This window comes from Flavobacterium sp. CAU 1735, from assembly GCF_039888695.1.
In the GTDB taxonomy this organism is placed as follows: domain Bacteria; phylum Bacteroidota; class Bacteroidia; order Flavobacteriales; family Flavobacteriaceae; genus Flavobacterium.
In genome coordinates, this window is the sequence record NZ_JBDQQQ010000004.1 from 229,491 (window position 1) to 253,853 (window position 24,363).

Genomic DNA, 24,363 nt, shown 5'->3' on the forward strand with positions numbered 1-24,363 from the left:
ATGCACATTTTAGATCAAATTATAGCCGACAAGCACAAAGAAGTTGCTTTAAAAAAGAGCCTTATTCCTGAAACCCAACTCGAAGCTTCAGTTTTGTTCGACCGTACCGTTTATTCTTTAAGTCAAAATCTGAAAAACAGTCCGACAGGAATTATCGCAGAACACAAACGTCGTTCTCCGTCAAAAGCAGTGATCAATACTAGTTATACGGTGGAAGATGTTGTGAAAAGTTACGAAATAGCCGGAGCCAGTGGTATTTCGGTACTAACCGATGGGAAATATTTTGGTGGTTCTCTGGACGATTTGGTACTCGCAAGAGCCTCGGTTGGCCTTCCGTTATTGCGAAAAGAGTTTATTATCGACCCCTATCAGATTCTGGAAGCCAAAGCCTACGGAGCCGATGTTATCCTATTGATTGCGGCCGTTTTATCGCGTGCGGAAATCAAAACATTATCCGAATTTGCGCAACAGATTGGTTTGGAAGTACTGTTGGAAATTCACAACGAAGCGGAACTTGAAAAAAGTCTGATGCCAAGTCTGAATATGATTGGTGTTAACAATCGAAACTTAAAAACTTTTGAAGTAAACCTCGAATATAGTAAGACACTGGCCGATCGTATTCCGGATGATTTTGTAAAAATTTCAGAAAGTGGAATCAGTACGACAACAGCCGTAAAAGACCTTCGGAATTATGGCTATCAAGGTTTCCTGATTGGGGAAAATTTTATGAAAAGTAATGATTTAGGTAATAGCATTAAAAATTTTATAAATCAGTTAGCTGAATAGTCATGAAAAAATCATTTTTAATCAAAATATGTGGGATGAAATATGCGGAGAATATTACTGCGATAGCGGCCTTACAACCGGACTATATGGGCTTTATTTTCTATAAAAAGTCCGCCCGTTTTTATAACGACACACTTCCGGAAATTCCGAAGACAATTAAAAAAACCGGTGTTTTTGTTGATGCCGATAGCGCAACCATTCTGGAAACCATCGAACGCTACCAATTACAAGCCGTACAATTACACGGATCGGAAACACCCGAATTATGTACCGCCATTCGAAATGCGTCAGATGTGGAAATCATCAAGACTTTTTCGATCGACACTACTTTCGATTTCCGGAAACTAGAAGATTATGAATCCGTTTGCGATTACTACCTGTTCGACACCAAAGGAAAATTACCCGGCGGAAACGGTTTCCCTTTTGACTGGACACTTTTGAAGAACTACCCTTCCTCAAAACCTTATTTTTTAAGCGGTGGAATTGCTATTGATCACATCAACACAATACCAAAAACAGGACTAAAACCCTATGCCATAGACATTAACAGCAAATTTGAAACAGCACCCGGCCTAAAAGACATAACCCTATGTAAACAGGCTATTGTAACCCTAAAAAACAATTAAAATGAATACAACCTACCACGCAAACGAACAAGGCTATTATGGCGAATTTGGCGGAGCGTTTATCCCGGAAATGCTCTATCCGAATGTAGAAGAACTGCGTCAACGCTATTTAGCCATCATGGAAGAACCTGCATTTCAGTCGGAATTCCTGGCATTATTAACCGATTATGTAGGTCGTCCCACACCACTCTATTTTGCCGAACGCCTTTCGAAAAAGTACAACACCCGAATCTATCTGAAGCGCGAAGACCTATGCCATACCGGAGCACATAAGATCAACAACACTATTGGACAGGTTTTATTAGCCAAACGACTGGGTAAAAAACGGATTATAGCCGAAACGGGCGCAGGTCAGCATGGCGTTGCTACGGCTACTGTTTGTGCTTTAATGGGCTTGGAGTGTATTGTTTATATGGGCGAAATCGACATCCAGCGTCAGGCGCCAAATGTCGCCCGGATGAAAATGCTCGGTGCCGAAGTACGCCCGGCCACTTCCGGTTCGAAAACCCTAAAAGATGCCACGAATGAAGCCATCCGCGACTGGATCAACAATCCCGTAGACACCTATTATATTATCGGTTCGGTAGTTGGACCACATCCGTATCCGGATATGGTTGCCCGTTTTCAAAGTGTTATTTCAGCCGAAATTCAAACCCAGTTGTTCGAAAAAGAAGGGCGTAAAAACCCGGATTATGTGATTGCCTGCGTAGGCGGTGGTAGTAATGCGGCCGGTGCTTTTTATCATTTTCTGGATGATGCCAACGTACAACTTATTGCTGTGGAAGCCGCCGGAAAGGGAATCGATTCTAGAGAAAGTGCCGCGACTTCGGCTTTAGGTAAAACCGGTATCATTCACGGAAGCAAAACCTTATTAATGCAATCCGAAGACGGTCAGATTACCGAACCCTATTCTATTTCGGCTGGATTGGACTATCCCGGTGTAGGTCCGTTACACGCACATTTATTTACAAGTGGTCGCGCCGAATTTGCTGCCGCTACCGATAACGAAGCCATGCAAGCCGGACTGGAGCTTTGTAAAACCGAGGGGATCATTCCGGCCATCGAAAGTGCTCATGCCTTAGCCGTATTGGAACAACGACCATTCGGAGTCAACGATATTGTTGTGATCAATCTTTCTGGTCGTGGCGATAAAGACTTAAATACCTATATCTCTTATTTTGGATTATAAATTGTATTAGTAAAAAAACAGATTATGAATCGCATCACACAGAAACTACAGGAAGACAAAAAAATCCTTTCCCTATATTTTACCGCCGGTTATCCAGATTTAAACGACACGGTTCCGATTATCCAATCCCTTGAAAAAAGCGGTGTGGATATGATTGAGATCGGTTTACCGTTTAGCGATCCGTTGGCAGACGGACCAACCATTCAGTCCAGTTCGACCGAGGCGTTGGAAAACGGAATGACTACCGAACGTTTATTCGAACAACTCAAAGACATTCGGAAAACGGTTCAGATTCCGTTATTGATCATGGGCTATTTTAACCCGATATTGCAATATGGCATCGCTAATTTTTGTCGGAAATGTGCCGAAATAGGCATCGACGGATTGATCATTCCTGATCTTCCCATTGCCGTTTATGAAACCGACTATCAGGCTATTTTTGAGCAAAATGGCTTACTGAATATTTCCCTAATCACCCCACAAACATCCGAAGAACGTATCCGACATATCGACAAAATCTCCAGCGGATTTATCTATATGGTGAGTAGCGCGAGTGTCACCGGAAGTCAAAATTCCTTTGGAAAAGATCAGGAAAATTATTTTAAAAAGATTGCCAGAATGGATTTAAAAAATCCGCAGATTGTCGGATTTGGCATTGGTAATCGGGAGACGTTTTTACAGGCGACACAACATCAAAAAGGCGCGATAATTGGTAGTGCTTTTGTAAATTTTCTAAAAAATAATCCGATTGAAAGCATTCCGAATTTTATCAAAACTATAGTTTAAATAAATGACACCAAACCACTCATTTAAAAATAGTTAAACCGCAAAAATAGATTTTATCTATTGCAATAAATTTCGGATTTTAACGTATAGAATTGGCAACTTTAGTGTTGCCTTTTTATTGCATTGTAAGTTTGTAAAAATAGAAAAATAAATCAAATCTACAGCATTTTCAAGGTTCTTTATATTCCCATTCAAAATTCAAAATTTAAAATTCATCATTTAAAATAATCGCTATCTCCCCTCTTTTTTCCAGCCTCTTTCTTCTCATTTATTTAAGTTAAAATAACGTTAAAATAAAACTAAACAAACGTTTAATTTAAACAAGTGTTTAATTTTGTACTCGCATTTCAAACCAATTATGTGATGTCTGAATTTAATGATAAACAACACGAGATTCTGCTGGTTGCAGAGCGGTTGTTTTCCGAACATGGTTTTGATGGAACTTCTGTCAGAGACATAGCCAAAGCGGCCAATATAAATGTAGCGATGATCTCCTACTATTTTGGCTCAAAAGAAAAACTACTGGAAGCCCTAATAATTGCACGTATAGCCGGTTTACGCCTTCAGATTGAAAACTTACACAAAGAAGCCCTTTCCCCTTTTGAAAAGATCGATAAACTAATTGAACTGTACATCACCCGTATCAACAAAAATAAAGGGATGTATCAGATCATTCATTTTGAAATCAGTTCCAAAAAAAGAGAGATCAACTGTGAGTCCTTTAACGAAGTGAAGCGCTATAACCTCGAAGCCTTACGAGACATTATTGAGGAAGGACAGGAAAAAGGTGTTTTTAAACCCAATATTAACATCACGATGATTCCACCGACCGTAATGGGTACTTTTTTCCATTTCCAGATGAACCGTACGTTTTATACGGAATTATTAGAACTCGACACCGAGGAAAAATATGATCATTATATCAAAAACGATTTAACAAAACACATACAAAAAACCATTAAAGCACTTTTAACCTATGAAGAATAGTTCCCTCTGGTTGGGCGCCTTCTTTCTATTTGGTGTTTTCTCTACTGAAGCTCAGGAGAAGAAAATGGCATTGGAAGAAGCAATCCAACTGGCTATGACACAAAGTACCGAGGCAAAAATGGCCGATACCAAAGTGGCCACCAAAGCATTCGAAATGCAATCGGTAAAAAACCGTCAATACCCCGACTTAAAAGTCAGCGGACAATATCAGCGCCTGACCAACGCCGATGTGAACCTGAAAATTGGCGGTGGTGGTGAAGAAGGATCCAGTGCGGCACCAAAGGTAAACCAGTTAATGCTCGGACAAGCAAGCGCGTCGGTACCCTTGTTTGCCGGATTTAAAATCCAAAACAACATCAAGGTAGCCGAAAACCTTTATCAGGCAGAACAATACACGGCCAAAAACACCAAAGAACAATTAGCTCTTGATGTAGTAAAACTTTATGTAAACCTATACAAAGCACAGGAAAGCACACAATTAATAACCGAAAACATTAAGAGTGCCGAACAACGCGTAAAGGATTTTAAAGCGATGGAAGCCAATGGTCTGATTGCCCGAAACGATTTATTAAAAGCGCAATTACAGGTATCCAATTATAAAATTGCTTTGGAAGATGCGAAGAAAAATGTAAGCACGATTAACTTCCAATTGGCTACTTTATTAAAATTACCGGAAAGCACTCAAATCGTTCCGAATGCTGCTGTTTTTGATAAAAACAACATTTTGAATGCTACCGCAGAAGACGCATTAAGCGGACGAAATGATTTGGAAGCCATCCGTTCCCAACAAAAAGCTGCCGATGCCAATGTAAAAATCGCTCAGGCCAATTACTATCCGTCGATCTCTCTGATGGGAGGTTATATCGCTCTGGATCTTCAGAATGTGATGACCGTTACCAATGCGATGAACTTTGGTGTTGGTCTTTCGTATGATCTGACTTCTATTTTCAAAAACGGGAAAGAAGTAAAAGCAGCGAAAAGTAAAGCACACGAAGCAGAACAGGTTGTAGAAATGATGACCGACCGCGTAAAAGTGGAAAACCAGCAGGCAAACGAAAACTACCAACTGGCTTTAAAACAAAACAAAGTATACCAGGAAGCGGTTGAGCAGGCTACCGAAAACTACCGTATCGTAAAAGACAAATACGACAACGGCTTGTCGGATACCAACGATTTACTGGAAGCCGACGTAGAGCAACTTCAGTCAAAAATCAACCTGGCCTACTCCAAAGCCAATAGTATCGAAAAATACTATACCGCATTGGCGGCCGGCGGTAAATTAACCTCATCCGTAACACTCACCAAAAACTAATATTAATTTCTGTAAAGATCATGGAAAAGAAACCATCAAATAAAAAATTCATCATTGTTCTGGGAACACTAGTTATTCTGGGTTCGGTATACGGAATATTCAAATATATGCACGCTCAGTCTCACGAGGAGACCGACGATGCGCAGATCGAAAAAAACATGAACCCTATTATACCACGTGTGTCGGGTTATGTAGCGAAAGTATATGTAAAAGACAATGATTTCGTTAAAAAAGGCGACACGCTTTTTGTAATCGACAACAAAGATTATCTGGTACGTGTAGAAGAAGCTAAAGCGGCTTTAGCCAGTGCCGAAAGCTCTTTTGAAGTGAGCAAAGCCGATGTAAGTGCTTCTGCAGCCAATATTTCAATTTCCGATGCGACAATTCAGTCTAATGTAGGGAATATCGATGCGGCAAAAATCCGTTTGGGTCGTGCTAAAAATGATTTCGAGCGTTATGAAAACCTGTATAAAAACCACTCGATCACCAAACAGCAATACGAACAGGCTTTAGCAGCCAAACAGGAAGCTGAAAAACAGGTTGAAGTATTACAACAACAACGTAATGCCAGTGCACACCAACGTGATGCTGTGGTTTCTAAAACGAATGTAGCCAACAAACAAACATCGGTTGCTGCTGCTAATATCAAAAAAGCACAGGCATCCTTGGAAGCAGCCGAATTGAATTTAGGCTATACTGTAGTTACTGCTGCTATTGACGGTCAGGTTTCGAATATTGACATTCAACCGGGACAAATGGTACAACCGGGACAATCGTTATTCTATATCATCAACAATCAGGAAACATGGGTTGTGGCAAACTTTAAAGAAACGCAGTTAAACAAAATGCGTGAAGGTCAGAAAGTAATCATCGTAGTTGATGCGTATCCGGATACCAAATTCGAAGGAGAAGTAAATTCGTTTTCACCGGCAACCGGAGCGCGTTTTTCAATCCTTCCTCCGGACAATGCAACGGGTAACTTCGTAAAAACGATCCAACGTCTACCGGTAAAAATCAAATTAACGCCAAGCAACGATCCTGAAAAAGTAAAATTATTACGTCCGGGAATGAACGTAGAAGTTGACGTACACGTAAAATAATATGGAAGCAGCCGGAGAAGATAATTTAGTAGAATATGGCTTTCGAAGAGTCATCATCACAATCACCGCGGTACTTTGTGCCCTATTGGAGATTGTCGATACTACTATCGTAAACGTAGCCCTAAACGACATGAGAGGTAGTTTAGGGGCTACACTTACCGATGTTGCCTGGGTGATCACGGCCTATGCGATTGCAAACGTAATCGTAATCCCGATGACCAGCTGGTTGTCGCAACAATTCGGTCGAAGAAACTATTTTGCAGCCTCCATTATTATCTTTACCATTTCCTCTTTTCTTTGTGGTAATGCCTCCAATATATGGGAGTTGGTAGCCTTCCGTTTTATCCAGGGTATGGGTGGTGGTGCCTTATTGGTAACCGCTCAGACCATTATTACGGAAAGTTATCCCGCAGCCAAACGAGGAATGGCACAGGCAATTTATGGTATGGGTGTTATTGTGGGACCTACTTTAGGTCCGCCATTAGGAGGTTATCTGGTTGATAATTTTTCATGGCCGTATATTTTCTATATCAATATTCCATTGGGAATCATCGCAACCCTATTGACCCTTTCGTTTGTGAAGAGTCCGAAATATGGTGAAAAATTAAAAGCCAATCAGGTCGATTGGTGGGGCATTGTATTCCTGTCGTCCTTTATCGGTTCCCTACAGTTTGTTTTGGAACACGGGCAACAAGATGACTGGTTCGCCGATCCGATCATTGTAACCCTTAGTGTTGTTTCATTCTTCGGATTATTACTGTTTATCTGGCGACAGCTAACCTATAAATATCCGATTGTAAACTTACGCGTATTACAGGATCGAAACCTTCGGGTAGGAACCATTATGTGTTTTATTCTTGGATTCGGATTATACGGTTCCACGTTTATTATCCCGATCTATACGCAGTCTATTTTAGGATGGACGGCTACAGATGCCGGTTTATTATTAATTCCGAGTTCGATTATGACCGGATTTATGATGCCAATCATTGGCCGATTAATCCAGAAAGGCGTACCGCAATCGTATATGGTTGCCACCGGATTCCTGTTGTTCTTTATTTTTACCTTCTGGATGCACAATGTGATCACGCCGGATACCGGAACCGAACATATGTTCTGGCCGTTAATCCTTAGAGGTGTTGGTTTGGGATTATTATTCGTACCGATTACCACGTTGGCACTGTCGACTTTAAAAGGGAAAAATATTGGCGAAGGAGCCGCTTTTACCGGAATGATGCGTCAGTTGGGAGGTTCGTTCGGTATTGCAATCATTACGACTTTTATAGCCCGTTTTACGCAGTCGCACCGCGTGGATCTGATCGCCAATTTAGACGGCTCCAAATTCGAAGTGCAACAACGTATTCAGCAATTGCAAATGGGATTTATGTCGAAAGGATTTAGCAGTAGCGAAGCACTGGACAAAGCCCATAAAGCCATCGAACTGTCGGTTATGAAACAGAGTACGGTATTATCGTATATGGACGTTTTTATGTACCTGGGAATCCTCTTCCTGATCTGTGTACCGTTTGTACTATTGATCAAGAAAGGCTCCGGCGGTAAAGTAGACATGTCGAATGTTCATTAATTTTAAATAAGGTTATTTAATTTGTTATAAAACTCCGGAAATACTTCCGGAGTTTTTTTATGGTATTATGCTTGCGTTATAAAAACGTTTTCTCCTTTTAATTGTATTAAAAAATCCGTATTTTTACAGTATAGCAACTATTTGATTTTAAAATAGTTATTAACCCTAAAAAAACTTACCATGGGATTATTCAGCAACTCCGAGAAGAAAATCATTGAAGAATTCAGCCGGAAAAGTGAAGACCGCTGCAATGATATCGAAAAAGAAATAAACGAACTGTTGGAGGATTTAAAATCCGAATACGAAGAAAACCGAGGTATCGTATACGAATTCAAAGATTACGTTACGGAACTCAGTAATAAATTAAGTCCGGAAGACATCAACCGGTTAATGGATTTTTCATTGCGTCTGAGCCGCATAAAACGATGTGCTAAAAAAGGAGTTGAAGCCTTACGCGAAATCTCCCGCGATCAGAAAAAAATGACCCGCGAAACCCTGCGCGATTACGAAGAATATTTCTATATGCATTAAAATAAAAAATCCCGACAGATCGTCGGGATTTTTTATTTCTTACAGTCCACTTTAGCGAGTGGCATACCGGAATTAAACACGAGTTTGTCCGGGTTTTTAAATGTTACGGCTCCATTTTTTTCTTCCACTTCGCCATAACCTTCTATTAAAGTCTTATCCTTAACCTGAAAAGCGATTTCCCGTTTGCTTTCCATTCCTTCCGAAGTAAAGGTATAGGTTGCAATCAACACATCGTCTTTAATTGTACCGCTAAAGGTTCCGGTATTGGAATCTTTTTCGCTATAAGCATATTCCAGATTACCGGTAACGGCATTGGCTTCTTTTTTGAGGTGCATATAGATGGTATTCCCATCTTTACGGTATTCATAGCATTCTTCCTGCACCGTAGGTACCATGTCGATGTCGCTATCCGTCGTTTTTTCTTTATCCGAATTTTTCTTACACGCCACAGTCAAAGCCAGAAGCGCAAAAACAAATGCTATTTTCCTCATCTCTTTCTTTTTAAAGTCGTTTACGATTTCTTTTTAAAACGCATGGCTACGATATCATCCATTAGCAACACGAGTTTTCCGTCGGGAGTCACATCATATTTAGTAACTTTCTGCATCATATCCAGAAAACGACGCTCCCCTTCTCCTTCACAAAAGCGCATGGTCATCGCTTTTGGAGCTACAATCGCAATACTGTTCGGGTCTTTTGTAGTATAGCGGGTTGAAAACGGATTACAACTGCTATTTCCATTTGCCTCTCCGGTTTTGGTAAACGACAATTGCGGTTTCGTGTCCGGATATAATCCATCGAAAGCAATACGTACACCGGTGATGTATTCCAGTTCCCAGCCATTGGCCGTTAGTTTATCATAGGCTGCAGCATTTTTTGTGCATTTACAGCCGGCTACTACCAGAAGCAGTGTTAGCCCTAAAATAAAGGATACTTTTTTCATAAATACAGCGTTTAGGTTCCTTAAAATTACGAAAATTCTGTTAAAAACAACTGTAATCGCTTTATTTATACTGATTTGAATTAGCGCGTAAACACCAGAGTATTACCTTTACTCAGATTCGCATCATATTGATACCCTTCGTAATTAAACCCTTTCAGATCGTCGATTGTCTGTGCATTGGTATCGATAATATAGCGCACCATCATACCTCTCGCCTTTTTGGCGAAGAAGCTGATCATTTTTAGTTTCCCATCTTTATAATCTTTAAATTCAGGAGTGATAACGGGTACTTTCAGCGCTTTTTTATCTACAGCCGAAAAATATTCGTTGCTGGCCAAATTAATAAACAGCTCGTCTTTTTGAAGTTCGCTGTTTAGTGCTTTTGTAATTTTTGGCTTCCAGAATTCATATAAATCGTTGCTTTTTCCCACCGGAAGTTTGGTTCCCATCTCCAGTCGGTACGGTTGTATCAGATCCAATGGTTTTAATAATCCGTATAAACCGGAAAGAATTCGCAACTTTTCTTCCAAAACGGGTAATTTTTCCGCCGGTAACGAATAGGCATCCAATCCAATATATACATCACCATTAAAAGCATATACGGCAGGTCGGGCATTTTCGGGTGTAAATGGCGTGGCCCACTCCTGGTTGCGTTGCCAGTTAAGATCGGCCAGTTTTTCGGAAATATCCATCAATTCCGAAAGTTGTTTCGGTTTCTTTTTTTTCAATACGCGATGTACCGTATTGGCTTCTTTTAAAAAGGATGCTTCCGTATAATGACTTGTTGGTAGTGTCGATTCAAAATCCAGTGATTTGGCTGGAGATATTACAATTTTCATGGCAATTTATTTAAGGAACTCAAAAATACAAATTCCGCTTTTAAAATGCCCTACGGTAAAATGGATAGTTTCGATACCAATATCGGATTTATTTATTAAAGCCATCTTCCAGTGTCATATCGTTCCATAAATACCGTTTTGAAAAACAATGTCCATATCGAATCAGTAAAATGGTAACCACCAATAGTAGCATTTCCAAAAGTATTGCCAACGGTTTTCCTTCTATTATATAAAAAGCGATCAGATTTATTATTTTATAAATAGTGAGCAAATACCCGGTAACATAAGTGTATGGCAGCAGAATAAACACTGTTGCAATCAGTGACAACCATCCTAAAATCACACAATAATCGTCCGAAATAATGATAGCTACCAATTGTTCCGGTTCTTCAAACAACCAATAGGCATCCCATAAATTTTTAACCACTATCGCTACAACCAATAGTAAGTTTACTATTTTAAACATAGTATTCCACATCGTTTACATTCCTTTCTTTTAAGCATTTAAACAAATGATAAACAGGGCACTATAAAGATGTGCTAAAAATGTTATATAATATCTTTACTGACTTATTTGTATAGCAAAATAGTCGTTAAGTCTATCGTTAAAAAAAGAGAAATGGCAGTGTTTAATTTCCCTGGATTCTTTTCCAGAGTTGTCGTAGTAACAACATTCCTTCCTGTCTGGTTTTTGGTACTTCCTGAGTTTGAAATCCGTTTTTGGAAGGTAGCAGTTCATAACTAAATGCAAACTGCGGATTGGTTTCATTTCGGTTGAGTAATCCGAAGCGTAAATCGTTAAAATACAGCTTTCCATCTTTTTCCGTAACAGTATATTTTCCTTCCGACAAAGCGATCAGGCGCTGGATTGTTTTATCTTTTATAAAACCGTCTAACAACTCCTGATTTTTAGGATAACGCTTAAAAGTGATTGGTTTAGTATCCAAAAAGGAATAGTCTCCGATCCAATAATCTGTTTTGGTTTCTGCCGTAGCCGTCCAGAGAATGGTGTTTAAGGGTGTCGGTTTGGTTTCGAGTTGCAGCACTTCCATTCCCGAAAGGGTGAGTGCCTGTTGAAATTTATAATACGTAACGCCTTTTAACACCAATGTCAGTATAAGATAAGCCGAGCTAATTTTAAGTCCGCGGTTGTTCCATAGCGTCCGTCTGTAATCGGTACGGGCTTTTCGCATAGCCATGATCAAACAAAACAGGAACGGAAGTGTATATAATGGATCCACTACAAAAATGGAGCGGAAAGCCAATTTATTAGCCATTGGCCATAATAACTGCGTTCCCCAGGTTGTAAAGGCATCCAATAAAGCATGGGTAAACAAAGCCCAGAAAACCAGACTGGCTCCATTCATCACGGAAACTTTGCTTTCCTTTTCCCTTCGGGCAATAAGCCAACCGAGAAACGGTGACAAAAGGATAAAAAACAGTACGGAATGACTAAATCCCCTATGAATTTCGACAGCTGATAACGGATCTAAAAATAATCCGATCACGACATCCAAATCCGGAATTGTACCGGCAATAGCACCATACAACATCGCGCGATTCCCAATTTTCCGACCGAGAATCTTTTCGCCAACGGCCGCTCCGAGTACAATCTGTGTTACTGAATCCATGCGGCAAAGATACGGTGAATGGTATTTTTAGGCAAATCCGTAAAAGGATAGCCCATCTATAATAAACATTGCATTTATAACATAACTATCAGTCAGATATTTCTTTTATACTATAAATGGCTATCAAAAACTAGGTTTCGGATAGCCATTTTAATTTCTTCAGTTTGGGGCTGAATTTTGTAATCATGTATTATTTAACAATAATTCTTGGATCCCAAACGAAGTAACCGAATAATTTCATGTTGCCCGATGCTCTGTCCAGCGTATATAGGGCAAAACTAATATTATAGTCTTCGGTTCCGGGTTTGATCACATCAGCCTGATAAAACCAATAACTCATTCCACTAACCTGTTGAATCGGAAGCGGCGATGCGCCAGCAGAAGGTTGCACTCCCGCTGCAGTAAATACTTTCGAGGTGAAAGGGCCAAATACATCCGTACCGCCAAATTTCTGAATGTTATAGATGATAACCGCATTGTTAAAGTTATCATATTCCGATACGGCATTAAATCGGACAACGTCGCCGGAAACGGCATTGATCTCTAAATCTGCTGTTCCACTTCCTTTGCTTCCCGTTAAATTTGAAGCTACCATATACTGATATTGGTGACCAATACCGGTTGGTTTTGTCGAGTCAGTACTTCCACCTTTCGGATAATCATTTATAATCTTATCCGTGTCAATAATTACCTGAATGTTGGTAATCAAGGCGACATTACTTAATGCCGCATCTAACTCCTGTGCGTTTTTTAATTCTGCATCCATTTTGATAAAATTTAAAGTTTTGTCTACTCATTTTTCCAGTTTTTCGACTTCCGCTGGTATTGTATTTCCAATCAAAATTACAATAACACACAGTAGCCAAACAGGGTATAAATACCTGATTTTAAATATTTTACAATCAAATAACATACTTTTACAAATACAATTGGATAAATTCTTACGTACTAAAACCTGCTTTTTATTGCTGTGTTTTAAAAAAGGAATTGTCGTTCAGAATTTCTTCTAAATTGAGTTGCAAGTTTGTTCTTCAACTTTTAAAAATTTAAAGACATGAAAAAGATGTTGTTTTTTATATTGGCTACAGCGGCAAGTATTCCCCTGGCCAATGCACAGAAAATATCGGACAAAGAAGTTCCGTCAGCAGTTAAATCGGCCTTACAAAAAAATTACCCCAATGCGACCCATTTGAAATGGGAAAAAGAAAAAGCCAATTATGAGGCGGAATTTAAGATGGCACAAGAGGACTATTCCGTACTGCTTGACGCCTCCGGGAAAATCGTTGAAACAGAAATTGAAATAAATGTAACTACCCTACCCGCAAATATTAAAACCTATATTGCGAAAAACTTCCCCGGAAAAAAGATTAAGGAAGCGGCAAAAATTACCGATGCCAAAGGTGCACTTACATATGAAGCAGAAGTCGATGGAAAAGATTTGCTATTTGATAGTTCCGGTACATTCCTAAAAGCGGTTAACCACTAAACACTTTTTATAATTGGGCTGTTTTTGCCTTTGTGACTGACCATCCGCTTCAAAACAGCTCAATTTTATTGATCAATACTTTTGTTTGCCATCCGGGTTCTTTCAATTTCAACAAAATTCGGAGCTATACAATGTAAAGTTATTGGCACCTCAAGTCTAAAGTAAACAAATTGTTAACACAACATCCTATGGCTTTATTGAGATTCATGGCATATCAGGACTTTCTATCCAATTGTTTTTAAAGACTATATCATTTTACATCAAGAAATAGTAAACAATTATGTCTTCCAAATTTATTCAGCATTGTATTTCTACTTTTACGCCATGAAAATCCCCAGCGCTATTTTTTACATTCTAACCTCAGATTCCGATAAATTTTGATATGTCGAGTATCCCAAAGTATAAATACATCTGTATCTAACTGAACAACAAACCGTTTAAATAAAAATATAGAATGAACACAAAAATTAGTACTAATTATTCAAAGCTTCGGATACTTCTGTTTCTTTTACCGCTATCTCTTTTAATTACAATTGTTTTATTTCTATATCAACAGCATGCTTTATCGATCAGTAGCTATACAAAAATTCAACAGGATAGCTTCTTTTTTATTAATCATCATTTGGGTAGCTACCCCAATCTTCAATTTAATCTGACTCAATTTGGAGATTGTCTGATTTCATTGTCGCTTTTAAGTATTTTTATTGTGTATGCTCCCAAAATATGGGAAGCTTTTTTATCGGCGTCGCTTATTTCTTGCCTAATCACCCGCGTCTTAAAAAGTTTATTTGCTGTACCAAGACCGGCCGCAATGATTGATCATTCTAAATTTATTATCACCGGAGAAATACTATCGGGTAACAACAGTCTACCTTCGGGACATTCCATCACCATTTTTACCGCGCATACCATTTTGATGTTCGCCTTTATGCCTAAAAAGCTAAGTCATAAAATCATATGGTTTTTCCTGGCCATTTTTATCGGATTGATTCTTGTTTTTACCCGTGTTGGCGTGGGCGCACATTATCCGATAGATGTCATTGTGGGAAGTATTATTGGTTATATTTCGGGGCTTTTAGGTATTTTTATAAGTCGGAAATATAAAATTTGGGCATGGGTTAATGATAAAAAATATTATCCTATTTTTATTGTATTGTTCCTGATTTGTGCAGTTGTACTGATCAACCGAATCATTCATGAGAATTTGATAATATTCTATTTGTCTTTGATTTGCTTACTTTTTTCCACATACAAAATCATTAAAGTTTATGTTCAGAAATAATGTGCCCCTGACTCGTTTTGTTTTACTAATGAGTTTTATAACTTTTTTATTTTTTCATTACCCTTTTTTCGCCTTTGTTTGTAATAATGTCGAGTATAAAAGTCTGAACGGCATACTATTAATTGTCAGCTTGATAATTATAATGCTGGTCGCCAATGCTTTTGTGTATTATCTGATCTTTTCCCTTTCCCGTTATGTCGGGAAATTTTTATTGGTCGTAACCTTTATTTGTAATGCTATTGCGGTTTATTTTATCAATACCTACAATGTTATAATAGACGAAAGTATGATTGGTAACGTACTCAATACCAATTATGCGGAATCGAGCAGTTATTTTTCGATCAAATTGGTATTCTATTTGCTTTTTCTGGCGATACTTCCAAGTATTTATATCATAAAAGTAAAGCTAACCAGCGTTCCGGTAAAGAAATTTTTAATCACTGCGTCACTTAGTCTGGTATTTATTCTGGCGTTAGCATTTGCGAATGCGAGCAATTGGTTATGGATCGATAAAAATTCAAAAACATTGGGAGGCCTTGCGATGCCCTGGTCGTATAGCGTAAATATGTCTCTTTTTTATATTCATAAACAGAAACAAAACGAAAAAGAAATTTTGTTACCCGATGCCACAATAAAAGACACTAAAAAATCGGTTGTCGTTTTAGTTATAGGCGAATCGGCAAGAAGTCAGAATTTCTCTTTATATGGCTATGGTAAAAACACCAATCCGCTCCTGTCGCAAACGCCAAATGTTTTTCATTTTAATGCCACTTCCTGTGCAACCTACACCACTGCTGGCGTAAAATGTATTCTGGAACATACCAATACGGACGATTTGTATGAGATTTTACCCAATTATTTATTCCGAAATCATGTCGATGTTGTTTGGAGAACTTCCAACTGGGGAGAGCCACCCGTTCATATTAAAGAGTATCAAAAAAGAGAACAACTCGCCCCGGATTGCCAAGGTGATCCATGCAATTACGATGAAATGCTCCTAACCGGACTAAAAGAACGAATCCAAGCCAGTACGAGTAATAAAATATTGATTGTGTTACACACGAGTACGAGTCACGGGCCGACTTATAGTCAAAAATACCCGGCTCAATTCGAAAAGTTTAAACCGGTTTGCAACAGCGTTGAATTAGGAAATTGCTCCAAAGAGGAACTGATCAATGCCTATGATAATACGATTGTTTATACCGATTATATTCTTTATAAAGTAATTGAAAATCTAAAACAGTTAAAGGATTATAACAGTACGATGCTATTTGTTTCGGATCATGGCGAATCGTTGGGCGAAAAGAATTTATACATGCACGGATTACCGTTAAGCCTCGCTCCAAAGGAACAATATGATATTCCTTTTATCGTTTGGGTATCGGATGGTTCCAAACAGCTCAAACCTAATAAAACGGTATCCCAAAACCATGTTTTTCACAGTGTTTTACATTTTCTGGGAATACAGAGTCCGGTTTATGACGAAAGTCTGAATATCTATAAAGATTAATTGGAATTGTTATCGTGCTGTTCAGAATAATGCAATAATAGCTAAAACGAACACAATAGACAAATCATATCAAAACCAAAGCGTTCTATTTAATTAGCTTTCTTTAATTTCTTACTGCTATCCGATTTTATAGTAAACTAAATCGTTGGGTATTTGGTGGTAACTCGCTGACCTATAAAGGATCCTATAAAATGAATGGAACAACAACATTTAAAATTAAAAAACTTGCTTAAGAACAACGTATCTATATCTTTGTAGTGATATCCTCTTCTTAGGATATATAAGACAGCTGTTTATTTATAAGAATGATATCTATGAAGAAGCATATACTTACTATCCTACTCTTTTTTATCACATCGATGGCTTTTTCTCAGTCAGACTCGGTTAGAACCTATATTGACAGCGCTCTTATTGTACTTCGGGAAAATTCATTGTATGCCAACAATGTCAATTGGAGAAAAGTAGAAAAACAAGTCTACACGCAAGCAAGCGAAGCCAAATCCAAAACAGAAGCTTTTGAAGCGCTTAAGATTGCCTTCAATGTATTGGGAGATAAACATGCTAATTATTTTTCTCCGGAAGGAAATTCATACAGATTGGACAATAGCGAACTAATGTCGCGATATACCGATTCTTTAAAAGCGGGATGGAAACGAGGTCTTCGAATAGAAAACAAAATGATGGGCGATATTGCCTATATTAGTATCCCTACCATAGGAGTAGGCAAACAACAAGACATCGATAAATACGCCAACTGGATTTATGATGCCGTGAATAACCTTAATACAAAAAATCCAAAGGGATGGATCATCGATCTTCGAATGAACGGAGGAGGTAATATCAGACCTATGCTTGCCGGTTTGTCTATGTTTTTTGACAACGGTACTTATACGTATTATATCGACAAAGATGGAAATGCAACCGATAAAGCGGGATTTTTAAATGGTGATTTCGTTATTGACAACAAGCCACAAGCTAGTATTAAAACAAAAATGAATTTGCTGTCGGATGCTAAGATAGCCCTACTCATAGGTCCGGGTACGGCTAGTTCGGGCGAAGGAGTTGCACTGGTTTTTTTACAGAAAAACAAGGTACGCTCTTTTGGTACAAACACCGCTGGTTTGGCCAATTCGACCAATGGTTTTGTTTTTTATAATAAGGAATTTTACTTTCTTATTTCAGTGGCTAAAATTGCCAACAAAGACAAAAAATTATATCCCGAAATCGTAAAACCACAGGTTCGTGTCAAAGGATATGAGAACTTTTATACGTTAGCCGACGATCCATCGGTAATAGAAGCGATTAAATGGCTTAAAAAATAAAAAGAAGCGCTATTCGGTACACCATTGGAATTGTAGGCATTACTGTTTTACGCTATATTCGTAAAGCATTTATGTCCTGAAAAGTACCGTAGACCTTGGTACATATCCCATCTTTATAATTGGATTTTCCCGTTGCTCTTACCCAGATCTCCTTTCCCTGTGCGGTTACGATTTGTAGCTCCATATCCCATGGTTTACCCTCTTCGATTGCCAATTTTACCGCCTCTTTGATCGTATCTCTACTCGTACCTTCTTTATAGAAATTAAGCGCACTCTTTAATTCGGGAACATAATCGCTATCCACACCATGAATCTCCTTTGTAACAGATGTCCAGGATAGAAAATTATGGACTACATCGAGCTCCCAGCCACCAATACGTGCCAATGCTCCTGTTTTCTCTACCATCATTTTATACAATTCTTCTGAAGCAATTAATGAATCCCGCACTTCCGTGATTTCAGTAAGATCCCGGGTCACTTTCGTAAATCCGATTACCGCTCCATTATTATCATGTATGGAAGTAATGACAATACTTCCCCAAAACAAGGTTCCATCTTTTCGAAGTCGCCATCCTAAATCCCTTGCTACACCCTTTTTCTCAGCTTCTATGATCAACTTTTCTGGTCGTCTGTTTTGCCGGTCTTCATCCGTGTAGAATAAACTAAAGTGCTGTCCAACAATTTCGTCATATCGATACCCTTTTATCCGTTCTGCTCCTCTATTCCAATTCTCAACATATCCGTCACCATCGAGAATAAGAATTGCATAATCATCGATCTCTTCCACCATCTTATTAAAACGAATTGCCTTAAGATCTTTACTAGCCATAGAGCCTTCTACAATCATATGAATCGTTTTATCGAAATCCTTTGTTGCAGTCTCGAACATAGTCATCCATTCTTGATCAACCGGATGGATTTCATCCTTAATCAGATTAACAAGTCCCATTAAGGTCGTCAATGGTCGTCTTATTTGATGGGATTGGAGTTGGGCTATTTTCAACAGAGAATCGGTACGTGCCTCTTTTTCGTCTATTTCATCCACAAGCTTCCTTCGGCTTATTTCATTTTCTATGATAAGTCCAATCTGGCGAGAAAGCAGATGTACTATTTTCTTTTCCGATTCGGTAACGATTTTTGCTTTTTTAGCAAATAAACAGATGCTACCGATAGGTCTTCCGTCACCCAAAAAAACCGGTATACCAACAAAAAACCTCAGTTCAGCACTCGAAAGCTCCGGAAGAACAGCAATGGAATTAAAGTGCTTTAGGGTATTCGGTATAATGATCATTTCATTACTTTTTAGTATAAGATTGCTAAAGAAATGATTCAATTTGTCTAATGGTACTGTTTTGCCCCATTTCAAATCCAATCCTTTTAAAAGATCGTCAATAAAATTAAGCTGCGCTACTTCACACGCCATTAATTCCGCAGCCAGACATAGCACCTCCGATAATCCCGTTAGTTCATTGGGCATTATTGGCGTTGCGCTATACATTATCTTATCTTTTCCATCCCTCATCCGTACACTTTTAGTTTCTTTTTACACTAATCCAATCCGATTTATCAGAACGAACCATCAGTAAATAATAATTTTGGGCTTTGGCCACAATTTAGTAAAAATCTATCGAAATGATTTTAAATAGGCTCTTAAGTCTTTATTAAAAAGTTTTTGATAGCAACATCTTATAAAGCTTTTCTGATACGATAATAAAAAAAGCCTGTAATTCATGGAATTACAGGCTTTTTTTAAAACCGAAAACAGCGTTATCTTATGACTTTCCTGCTTTCAGCATCAACTATGATGGCATAAAAGCAATAGCATCGACTTCTATCAGCATACCATCCAGAGCCAGCCGCGGAACCGGAATCAAGGTACTTGCGGGAAATTCATGATTCGTCCACACTTTATGCATTTCCTCTGTCCATATCGTAAGTTTCTCCTGATCGTGATCCACAATGAGTATGGTGATTTTAAGGACGTCATCGGCTTTTAGATCGTATTCTTTTAGCACCGTTTCTAAATTTTGTAACGCAAATTTAACCTGCGTTCTAAAATCCTTAGAAAGCGTATGTTTTAAATCCTCTCCGCCACTTTGTCCGGAGATAAATACATATTTTCCGTTACCCGAGGCACTCGTAGCGTGTGAAAAGGCAAAAGGCGTAGGATCGAAAAGTGTTTTTGGGTTTTTATGAATAATGTGTTTCATGTTTTTTTGATGGTTCGTTTTACTATTTTCAGTTTGTGAACAGCCTAAAAATAATAAAATGAGGATTGATAAAATTAGGATATAGCTGCTTTTGTGTACTTTGTTTTTAGCATTAATCATGATTGACAAAGAATTGGTTGATTTGAAACATTTGAGTAATGGCTGTTTTAATTACTAAAGCAAAATTAGCTTCCATAATTTTTGAAAACGTGTACATATGTAAAGGCTTTTTATCTTTTAATGTTTTTGCTGTTGTTATTTTTATTTTTATTTTTATTTACATATAAATAGATAACTCTATCTATTTATTTATACCTTTACCAAAAATTCTTTAGTCATGGGTAGAACGATAACAGTAAAAGAACGGATACTTGACACCGCATCCCGTCTATTTTATTATCAAGGGTTTAACAGTACGGGGATCAACCAGATTATTGCTGAAGCCGGTGTCGCAATTGGTTCTTTATATAAGCATTATAGCTCAAAAAACGATTTACTGTATCAGTATCTGAAACAGCAGGATGGTCTCTATTTTGACAACCTTAATGACTATTTAAAAGAAGAAAAAAAACCGTTACAAAAGCTTCTTAAACTGGTCGATTACCGAATCAAAATCCAAAATGAAGCTGATTGTTCGGGCTGTCACTTTATCAAAATAAATGCCGAAATCGGGCGACAGGATAAACAGGTAGCGCAATTGGTTATGGACCATAAACAACGACAACGGGACTTTATAAATGAGATAATTTCTGAAATTGCTACTATACAAAATCTTCCTATGGAACAACACAGCCTGGCAAATACAATTTTTTTGATGATAGAGGGCGCCATCGTTTCAACCAGTATTCATGGAAATACCAACGACTTAAAGGCTGTTAAAAAAGCTATTAATCAACTATTCTAATTTTTTTAAATAAAATAGATAGATCATTCTATATAAAATGAACGTGAAAAATAAAAAATGGATTTCACTACTTGTGCTACTATTGGCACATCTGATGACAATAGTTGATATATTCATTGTGAATATTGCTATTCCCACCATTCAGCAGGGTCTTGACACTACCCATTCGGAAATCCAATTGGTAATCGCAATGTACATGATTGGATTTGCTTCATTTCTCATTATCGGAGGAAAAGCAGGAGACCATTACGGCAGAAAAAACGTATTCCTTTTGGGGACTTTTATTTTTATGATCAGTTCTGCATGGTGCGGTTTTGCGGCAACATCCGGACAACTTATTGCCTTGCGTTTTTTTCAGGGAGTTAGTGCTGGTTTGATGTCACCGCAGGTATTATCCTATATACAGGTACTTTTTACCGACCACCAGCAACGAACCTACGCTATTGGCTGGTATGGAATTGCGATCGGTATAGGAACCATGTTGGGACAATTTCTTGGTGGCTTTCTTGTAGCACTAAAACCTTATATTATTGATCAGTCCTGGCGCTATATATTCCTTATCAACGTTCCAATCTGCATACTAACCATAGGACTTGCCAATAGATATCTCAAGCCTTCAAAAGATCAGAACTCCGTAAAAATGGATTATGCAAGTGCCGCCATCCTAAGTATAGGACTTGTGCTTCTTATTTTTTCGCTTACCATTGGATTGGAGCAGGACAACCCTCTTCACAACAGCGGTCTACCCCTCTCAATCCTGTTTATTACCGTCTTTGTTTTGAGACAAAAAAGAAGGCTGAAAATACAGAAACAAACTTTGCTCAATCTTACACTTTTTACTTTTAAAAATTTCAATATGGCGGTGTTATTGGTAGCCTTATTTATGTTGATGCTTGATGCCTATTTTTTTGTGCTTGCACTATTTTTGCAGGATGGGCTAAAATTAGCTCCTATGCATGCAGGATACTTCGTTGTATTTCAAGGAGGCGGCTTTATTCTTTCGTCACTCTTTGCTGCGAAATGGGTCCTACGTTTCGGCAAAAACGTCTTGCTTTTTGGAGTATTCTTGCTTATTGTTGCTATGATTTCACAGCTTGTACTTTTTTATCACCAACAGATCGGATTTACGGGATATATCATAATGGCAATGCATGGTTTTGGTGTGGCTTTGGTACTCCCATCCTTTGCTAATATTGCCCTTAAAGACATACCGGAAAACATGATTGGAAATGCATCAGGTGTTTATTCCACGCTACAGCAATTGTTTGGCGCCATAGGAATAGCACTCACAGGCGGTGTATTCTATTATATACTAGATGGCAATAGTGATTTTATCCATTTCTATAAGGCGTTTAAATACGGGCTATTGATTCATCTATCTTGTCTGATAGGTGTTTTATGTACCCTTATCTATTTACCGAAATCAATACTTCCTTTGGGAGTTTCAAAAAACAAAAAACCCTTATAAATCAGTGATTTACAAGGGTTTCAGTGGAGTCGGAGAGAATCGAACTCTCGTCCAAACAAGCAATCGAAGAGCTTTCTACACGCTTAGTTTCCGATTAAATTTTCGACAAAAAGCAAGGCCGGAAACCGCCACTTTTTGCTTAGCTTTATCAGTGTCAGAACGGATTTAAAGCATTACCGTTCCTAGGTTTACTTTTACGGTTCCCCTATTCCAAACGCCATAAACCAAGGCTTTTGAGGAGAATCTAGCTTTCCGACCTTGTCGGAACTAGGCAAATCGTACTATAATTCGGATTAAGCAGCTAAAGCGTAATTATTTTCGCCGTTTATAAGTTTGAAACATGATATTTACGAGCTGTGTCCCAGCGCTCGACGTGCTTACTGTCCAATTCCACTCGCTGTCAAAACCAGTCGACCCCGAACAGTTGTCTTTACTATACTCAGCAAAAACCAGACCGCAAATATAAATGATTAAATTTTCAATTAAAAATAATTGCAACACTATTCTTTAAATGTTACATTTGGGAACTATTTATTAAAAACAAACTAAACAACCCATCGAGAGTTACATTAATAACAGTTTTCTTACTGTTTTGATGCTAATTTCTCAAAGCTACTTACTGTAAAATGAAAATTGGAATTATTAAGGAACGAAAAAATCCGCCGGACAGACGCGTGGTTTTTTCGCCTACAGAACTCGTTACATTAAAGGAACACTACCCGCAGACGGAAATTAAAGTTGAAGCATCCGATATCCGGATTTTTAAAGACGAAGAATACAAAGCCCTTGGTTTTGAAGTAACCGAAGACATGAGCGATTGCGACGTGTTATTAGGTGTAAAAGAAGTACCGGTTGATGCCCTGATCCCGGATAAAAAATATTTTTTCTTTTCGCATACCATCAAAAAGCAACCGTATAACAGAAAACTGTTGGTGGCTTGTCTGGAGAAAAACATCCGACTGATTGATCATGAAACGATTGTAAACGAAACGAACCACCGATTAATCGGTTTTGGTCGTTATGCCGGAATTGTGGGCGCTTACAACGGTTTTAGAGCTTTCGGAATTAAATTTGATCTTTTTAACCTTCCTAAAGCCGAAACTTTAGCCGATAAAGCGGCTTTGGTGGAACGCCTGAGAAGACCACTTTTACCCCCTATTAAAATCGTTTTAACAGGACATGGAAAAGTAGGGATGGGTGCTAAGGAAATCCTGGACGCGATGAAAATCAAGCAGGTTTCAATTGAAGATTATCTGACTAAAAATTTTGCCACTCCGGTTTATACCCAAATCGACGTGTTGGATTATAACAAACGTAAAGACGGACAAAAACTGGACAATCAGGATTTCTACCACAATCCGCAGGATTATATATCCGATTTCGAACGTTTTACAAAAGTATCCGATATTTTTATGGCGGGTCACTTTTATGGAAACGGCTCTCCGGTGATTTTAACCCGCGAGATGTTAAATGCTCCGGATAACAAAATCAAAGTCGTAGCCGATATCTCCTGTGATGTAGAAGGACCAATTGCCTGTACATTACGCGCTTCAACGATAGCCGAGCCGATTTACGGTTATTATCCAAGTGAAGGCAAGGAAGTGGATGTGAACCATCCGGGGGCGATTGTCGTAATGGCGGTAGACAACCTGCCATGCGAATTACCAAAAGATGCCAGTGAAGGTTTTGGCGAAATGTTCCTGCAACATGTAATTCCGGCTTTTTATAATAACGACAAAGACGGTATCTTACAGCGCGCTAAAATAACCGAAGGTGGAAAGCTAACCGAACGTTTTAGCTATCTTCAGGATTATGTAGACGGTAAATAATACCGCTATTTATATACAAAAAAACACCTGACAGGTT

At 38.5% G+C, this 24,363-nt stretch carries 24 protein-coding genes and 1 other RNA gene; 16 read left to right on the forward strand and 9 right to left on the reverse strand.

Features of this window, described 5'->3' with window-relative positions; all coding sequences use genetic code 11:
• The 9 genes from trpC to AAFN64_RS11525 all read left to right on the forward strand — a co-directional run bounded on the left by trpC (position 1) and on the right by AAFN64_RS11525 (position 8,902).
• On the forward strand, positions 1–786 hold the full coding sequence (trpC, locus tag AAFN64_RS11485; protein WP_347760532.1) for an indole-3-glycerol phosphate synthase TrpC: 786 nt from the start codon (positions 1–3) through the stop codon (positions 784–786).
• Between the two features lie 35 nt (positions 787–821).
• Complete coding sequence (locus AAFN64_RS11490; RefSeq protein WP_347760533.1) at positions 822–1,412, forward strand: phosphoribosylanthranilate isomerase; 591 nt, start codon at positions 822–824, stop codon at positions 1,410–1,412.
• Position 1,413: 1 nt separating this feature from the next.
• Entirely contained in the window at positions 1,414–2,601 is a 1,188-nt protein-coding gene (gene trpB, locus AAFN64_RS11495; protein WP_347760534.1) for a tryptophan synthase subunit beta, read from the forward strand.
• A 24-nt stretch (positions 2,602–2,625) separates the two neighbouring features.
• Entirely contained in the window at positions 2,626–3,387 is a 762-nt protein-coding gene (trpA, locus tag AAFN64_RS11500; protein WP_347760535.1) for a tryptophan synthase subunit alpha, read from the forward strand.
• A gap of 363 nt (positions 3,388–3,750) precedes the next feature.
• Positions 3,751–4,374 (forward strand): TetR family transcriptional regulator, encoded by a 624-nt coding sequence (locus AAFN64_RS11505; protein WP_300492021.1) that lies wholly within the window; start codon positions 3,751–3,753, stop codon positions 4,372–4,374.
• On the forward strand, positions 4,364–5,686 hold the full coding sequence (locus AAFN64_RS11510) for a TolC family protein (protein ID WP_347760536.1): 1,323 nt from the start codon (positions 4,364–4,366) through the stop codon (positions 5,684–5,686). Before AAFN64_RS11505 ends, AAFN64_RS11510 begins: the two co-directional genes overlap by 11 nt.
• Positions 5,687–5,706: 20 nt before the next feature.
• A complete protein-coding gene (locus AAFN64_RS11515) occupies positions 5,707–6,786 on the forward strand; it encodes an HlyD family secretion protein (protein WP_300492025.1) in 1,080 nt (359 codons plus the stop codon).
• Position 6,787: 1 nt separating this feature from the next.
• Positions 6,788–8,371, forward strand: coding sequence for an MDR family MFS transporter (locus tag AAFN64_RS11520; protein WP_300492027.1), 1,584 nt, complete (start codon positions 6,788–6,790; stop codon positions 8,369–8,371).
• Between the two features lie 180 nt (positions 8,372–8,551).
• Complete coding sequence (locus tag AAFN64_RS11525; RefSeq protein ID WP_347760537.1) at positions 8,552–8,902, forward strand: hypothetical protein; 351 nt, start codon at positions 8,552–8,554, stop codon at positions 8,900–8,902.
• A 32-nt stretch (positions 8,903–8,934) separates the two neighbouring features.
• On the opposite strand, the gene AAFN64_RS11530 is transcribed toward AAFN64_RS11525, so the two are convergent.
• The 6 genes from AAFN64_RS11530 to AAFN64_RS11555 all read right to left on the reverse strand — a co-directional run bounded on the left by AAFN64_RS11530 (position 8,935) and on the right by AAFN64_RS11555 (position 13,081).
• Complete coding sequence (locus AAFN64_RS11530) at positions 8,935–9,393, reverse strand: hypothetical protein (RefSeq protein ID WP_300492030.1); 459 nt, start codon at positions 9,391–9,393, stop codon at positions 8,935–8,937.
• 20 nt (positions 9,394–9,413) lie between these two features.
• The gene (locus AAFN64_RS11535) at positions 9,414–9,845 is read right to left on the reverse strand and encodes an META domain-containing protein (RefSeq protein ID WP_347760538.1); all 432 of its coding nucleotides are present in this window, start codon (positions 9,843–9,845) and stop codon (positions 9,414–9,416) included.
• An 80-nt stretch (positions 9,846–9,925) separates the two neighbouring features.
• Complete coding sequence (gene yaaA / locus AAFN64_RS11540; RefSeq protein WP_347760539.1) at positions 9,926–10,684, reverse strand: peroxide stress protein YaaA; 759 nt, start codon at positions 10,682–10,684, stop codon at positions 9,926–9,928.
• An 88-nt stretch (positions 10,685–10,772) separates the two neighbouring features.
• The gene (locus AAFN64_RS11545; RefSeq protein WP_347760540.1) at positions 10,773–11,150 is read right to left on the reverse strand and encodes a hypothetical protein; all 378 of its coding nucleotides are present in this window, start codon (positions 11,148–11,150) and stop codon (positions 10,773–10,775) included.
• Positions 11,151–11,313: 163 nt separating this feature from the next.
• Positions 11,314–12,315 carry a metal-dependent hydrolase gene (locus AAFN64_RS11550; protein ID WP_347760541.1) on the reverse strand — a complete coding sequence of 334 codons (1,002 nt, stop codon included), beginning with the start codon at positions 12,313–12,315 and terminating at the stop codon, positions 11,314–11,316.
• Positions 12,316–12,505: 190 nt separating this feature from the next.
• Positions 12,506–13,081, reverse strand: a complete 576-nt coding sequence (locus AAFN64_RS11555) for an inclusion body family protein (protein WP_347760542.1) — start codon at positions 13,079–13,081, stop codon at positions 12,506–12,508.
• Between the two features lie 288 nt (positions 13,082–13,369).
• On the opposite strand from AAFN64_RS11555, the gene AAFN64_RS11560 reads away from it, so the two are divergent.
• The 4 genes from AAFN64_RS11560 to AAFN64_RS11575 all read left to right on the forward strand — a co-directional run bounded on the left by AAFN64_RS11560 (position 13,370) and on the right by AAFN64_RS11575 (position 17,915).
• The gene (locus tag AAFN64_RS11560) at positions 13,370–13,801 is read left to right on the forward strand and encodes a PepSY-like domain-containing protein (RefSeq protein WP_347760543.1); all 432 of its coding nucleotides are present in this window, start codon (positions 13,370–13,372) and stop codon (positions 13,799–13,801) included.
• A 454-nt stretch (positions 13,802–14,255) separates the two neighbouring features.
• Positions 14,256–15,083 (forward strand): phosphatase PAP2 family protein, encoded by an 828-nt coding sequence (locus tag AAFN64_RS11565; protein ID WP_347760544.1) that lies wholly within the window; start codon positions 14,256–14,258, stop codon positions 15,081–15,083.
• Positions 15,070–16,593 carry a phosphoethanolamine--lipid A transferase EptA gene (eptA, locus tag AAFN64_RS11570; protein ID WP_347760545.1) on the forward strand — a complete coding sequence of 508 codons (1,524 nt, stop codon included), beginning with the start codon at positions 15,070–15,072 and terminating at the stop codon, positions 16,591–16,593. Before AAFN64_RS11565 ends, eptA begins: the two co-directional genes overlap by 14 nt.
• 314 nt (positions 16,594–16,907) lie before the next feature.
• The gene (locus AAFN64_RS11575) at positions 16,908–17,915 is read left to right on the forward strand and encodes a S41 family peptidase (protein WP_347760546.1); all 1,008 of its coding nucleotides are present in this window, start codon (positions 16,908–16,910) and stop codon (positions 17,913–17,915) included.
• A gap of 52 nt (positions 17,916–17,967) precedes the next feature.
• On the opposite strand, the gene AAFN64_RS11580 is transcribed toward AAFN64_RS11575, so the two are convergent.
• Both AAFN64_RS11580 and AAFN64_RS11585 read right to left on the reverse strand, forming a co-directional pair.
• Positions 17,968–19,437, reverse strand: coding sequence for a PAS domain S-box protein (locus AAFN64_RS11580; protein ID WP_347760547.1), 1,470 nt, complete (start codon positions 19,435–19,437; stop codon positions 17,968–17,970).
• Positions 19,438–19,714: 277 nt separating this feature from the next.
• Complete coding sequence (locus AAFN64_RS11585; protein WP_300492062.1) at positions 19,715–20,125, reverse strand: RidA family protein; 411 nt, start codon at positions 20,123–20,125, stop codon at positions 19,715–19,717.
• A 337-nt stretch (positions 20,126–20,462) separates the two neighbouring features.
• Here AAFN64_RS11585 and AAFN64_RS11590 point away from each other — a divergent pair, with 337 nt between their 5' ends.
• Both AAFN64_RS11590 and AAFN64_RS11595 read left to right on the forward strand, forming a co-directional pair.
• Positions 20,463–21,029, forward strand: coding sequence for a TetR/AcrR family transcriptional regulator (locus tag AAFN64_RS11590; protein WP_347760548.1), 567 nt, complete (start codon positions 20,463–20,465; stop codon positions 21,027–21,029).
• 43 nt (positions 21,030–21,072) lie between these two features.
• On the forward strand, positions 21,073–22,497 hold the full coding sequence (locus tag AAFN64_RS11595; RefSeq protein WP_347760549.1) for an MFS transporter: 1,425 nt from the start codon (positions 21,073–21,075) through the stop codon (positions 22,495–22,497).
• A gap of 21 nt (positions 22,498–22,518) precedes the next feature.
• On the opposite strand, the gene ssrA is transcribed toward AAFN64_RS11595, so the two are convergent.
• Positions 22,519–22,915, reverse strand: a transfer-messenger RNA (tmRNA) gene (gene ssrA, locus AAFN64_RS11600).
• Positions 22,916–23,123: 208 nt separating this feature from the next.
• On the opposite strand from ssrA, the gene AAFN64_RS11605 reads away from it, so the two are divergent.
• A complete protein-coding gene (locus AAFN64_RS11605; RefSeq protein WP_347760550.1) occupies positions 23,124–24,326 on the forward strand; it encodes an NAD(P)-dependent oxidoreductase in 1,203 nt (400 codons plus the stop codon).
• Positions 24,327–24,363: the final 37 nt, after the last annotated feature.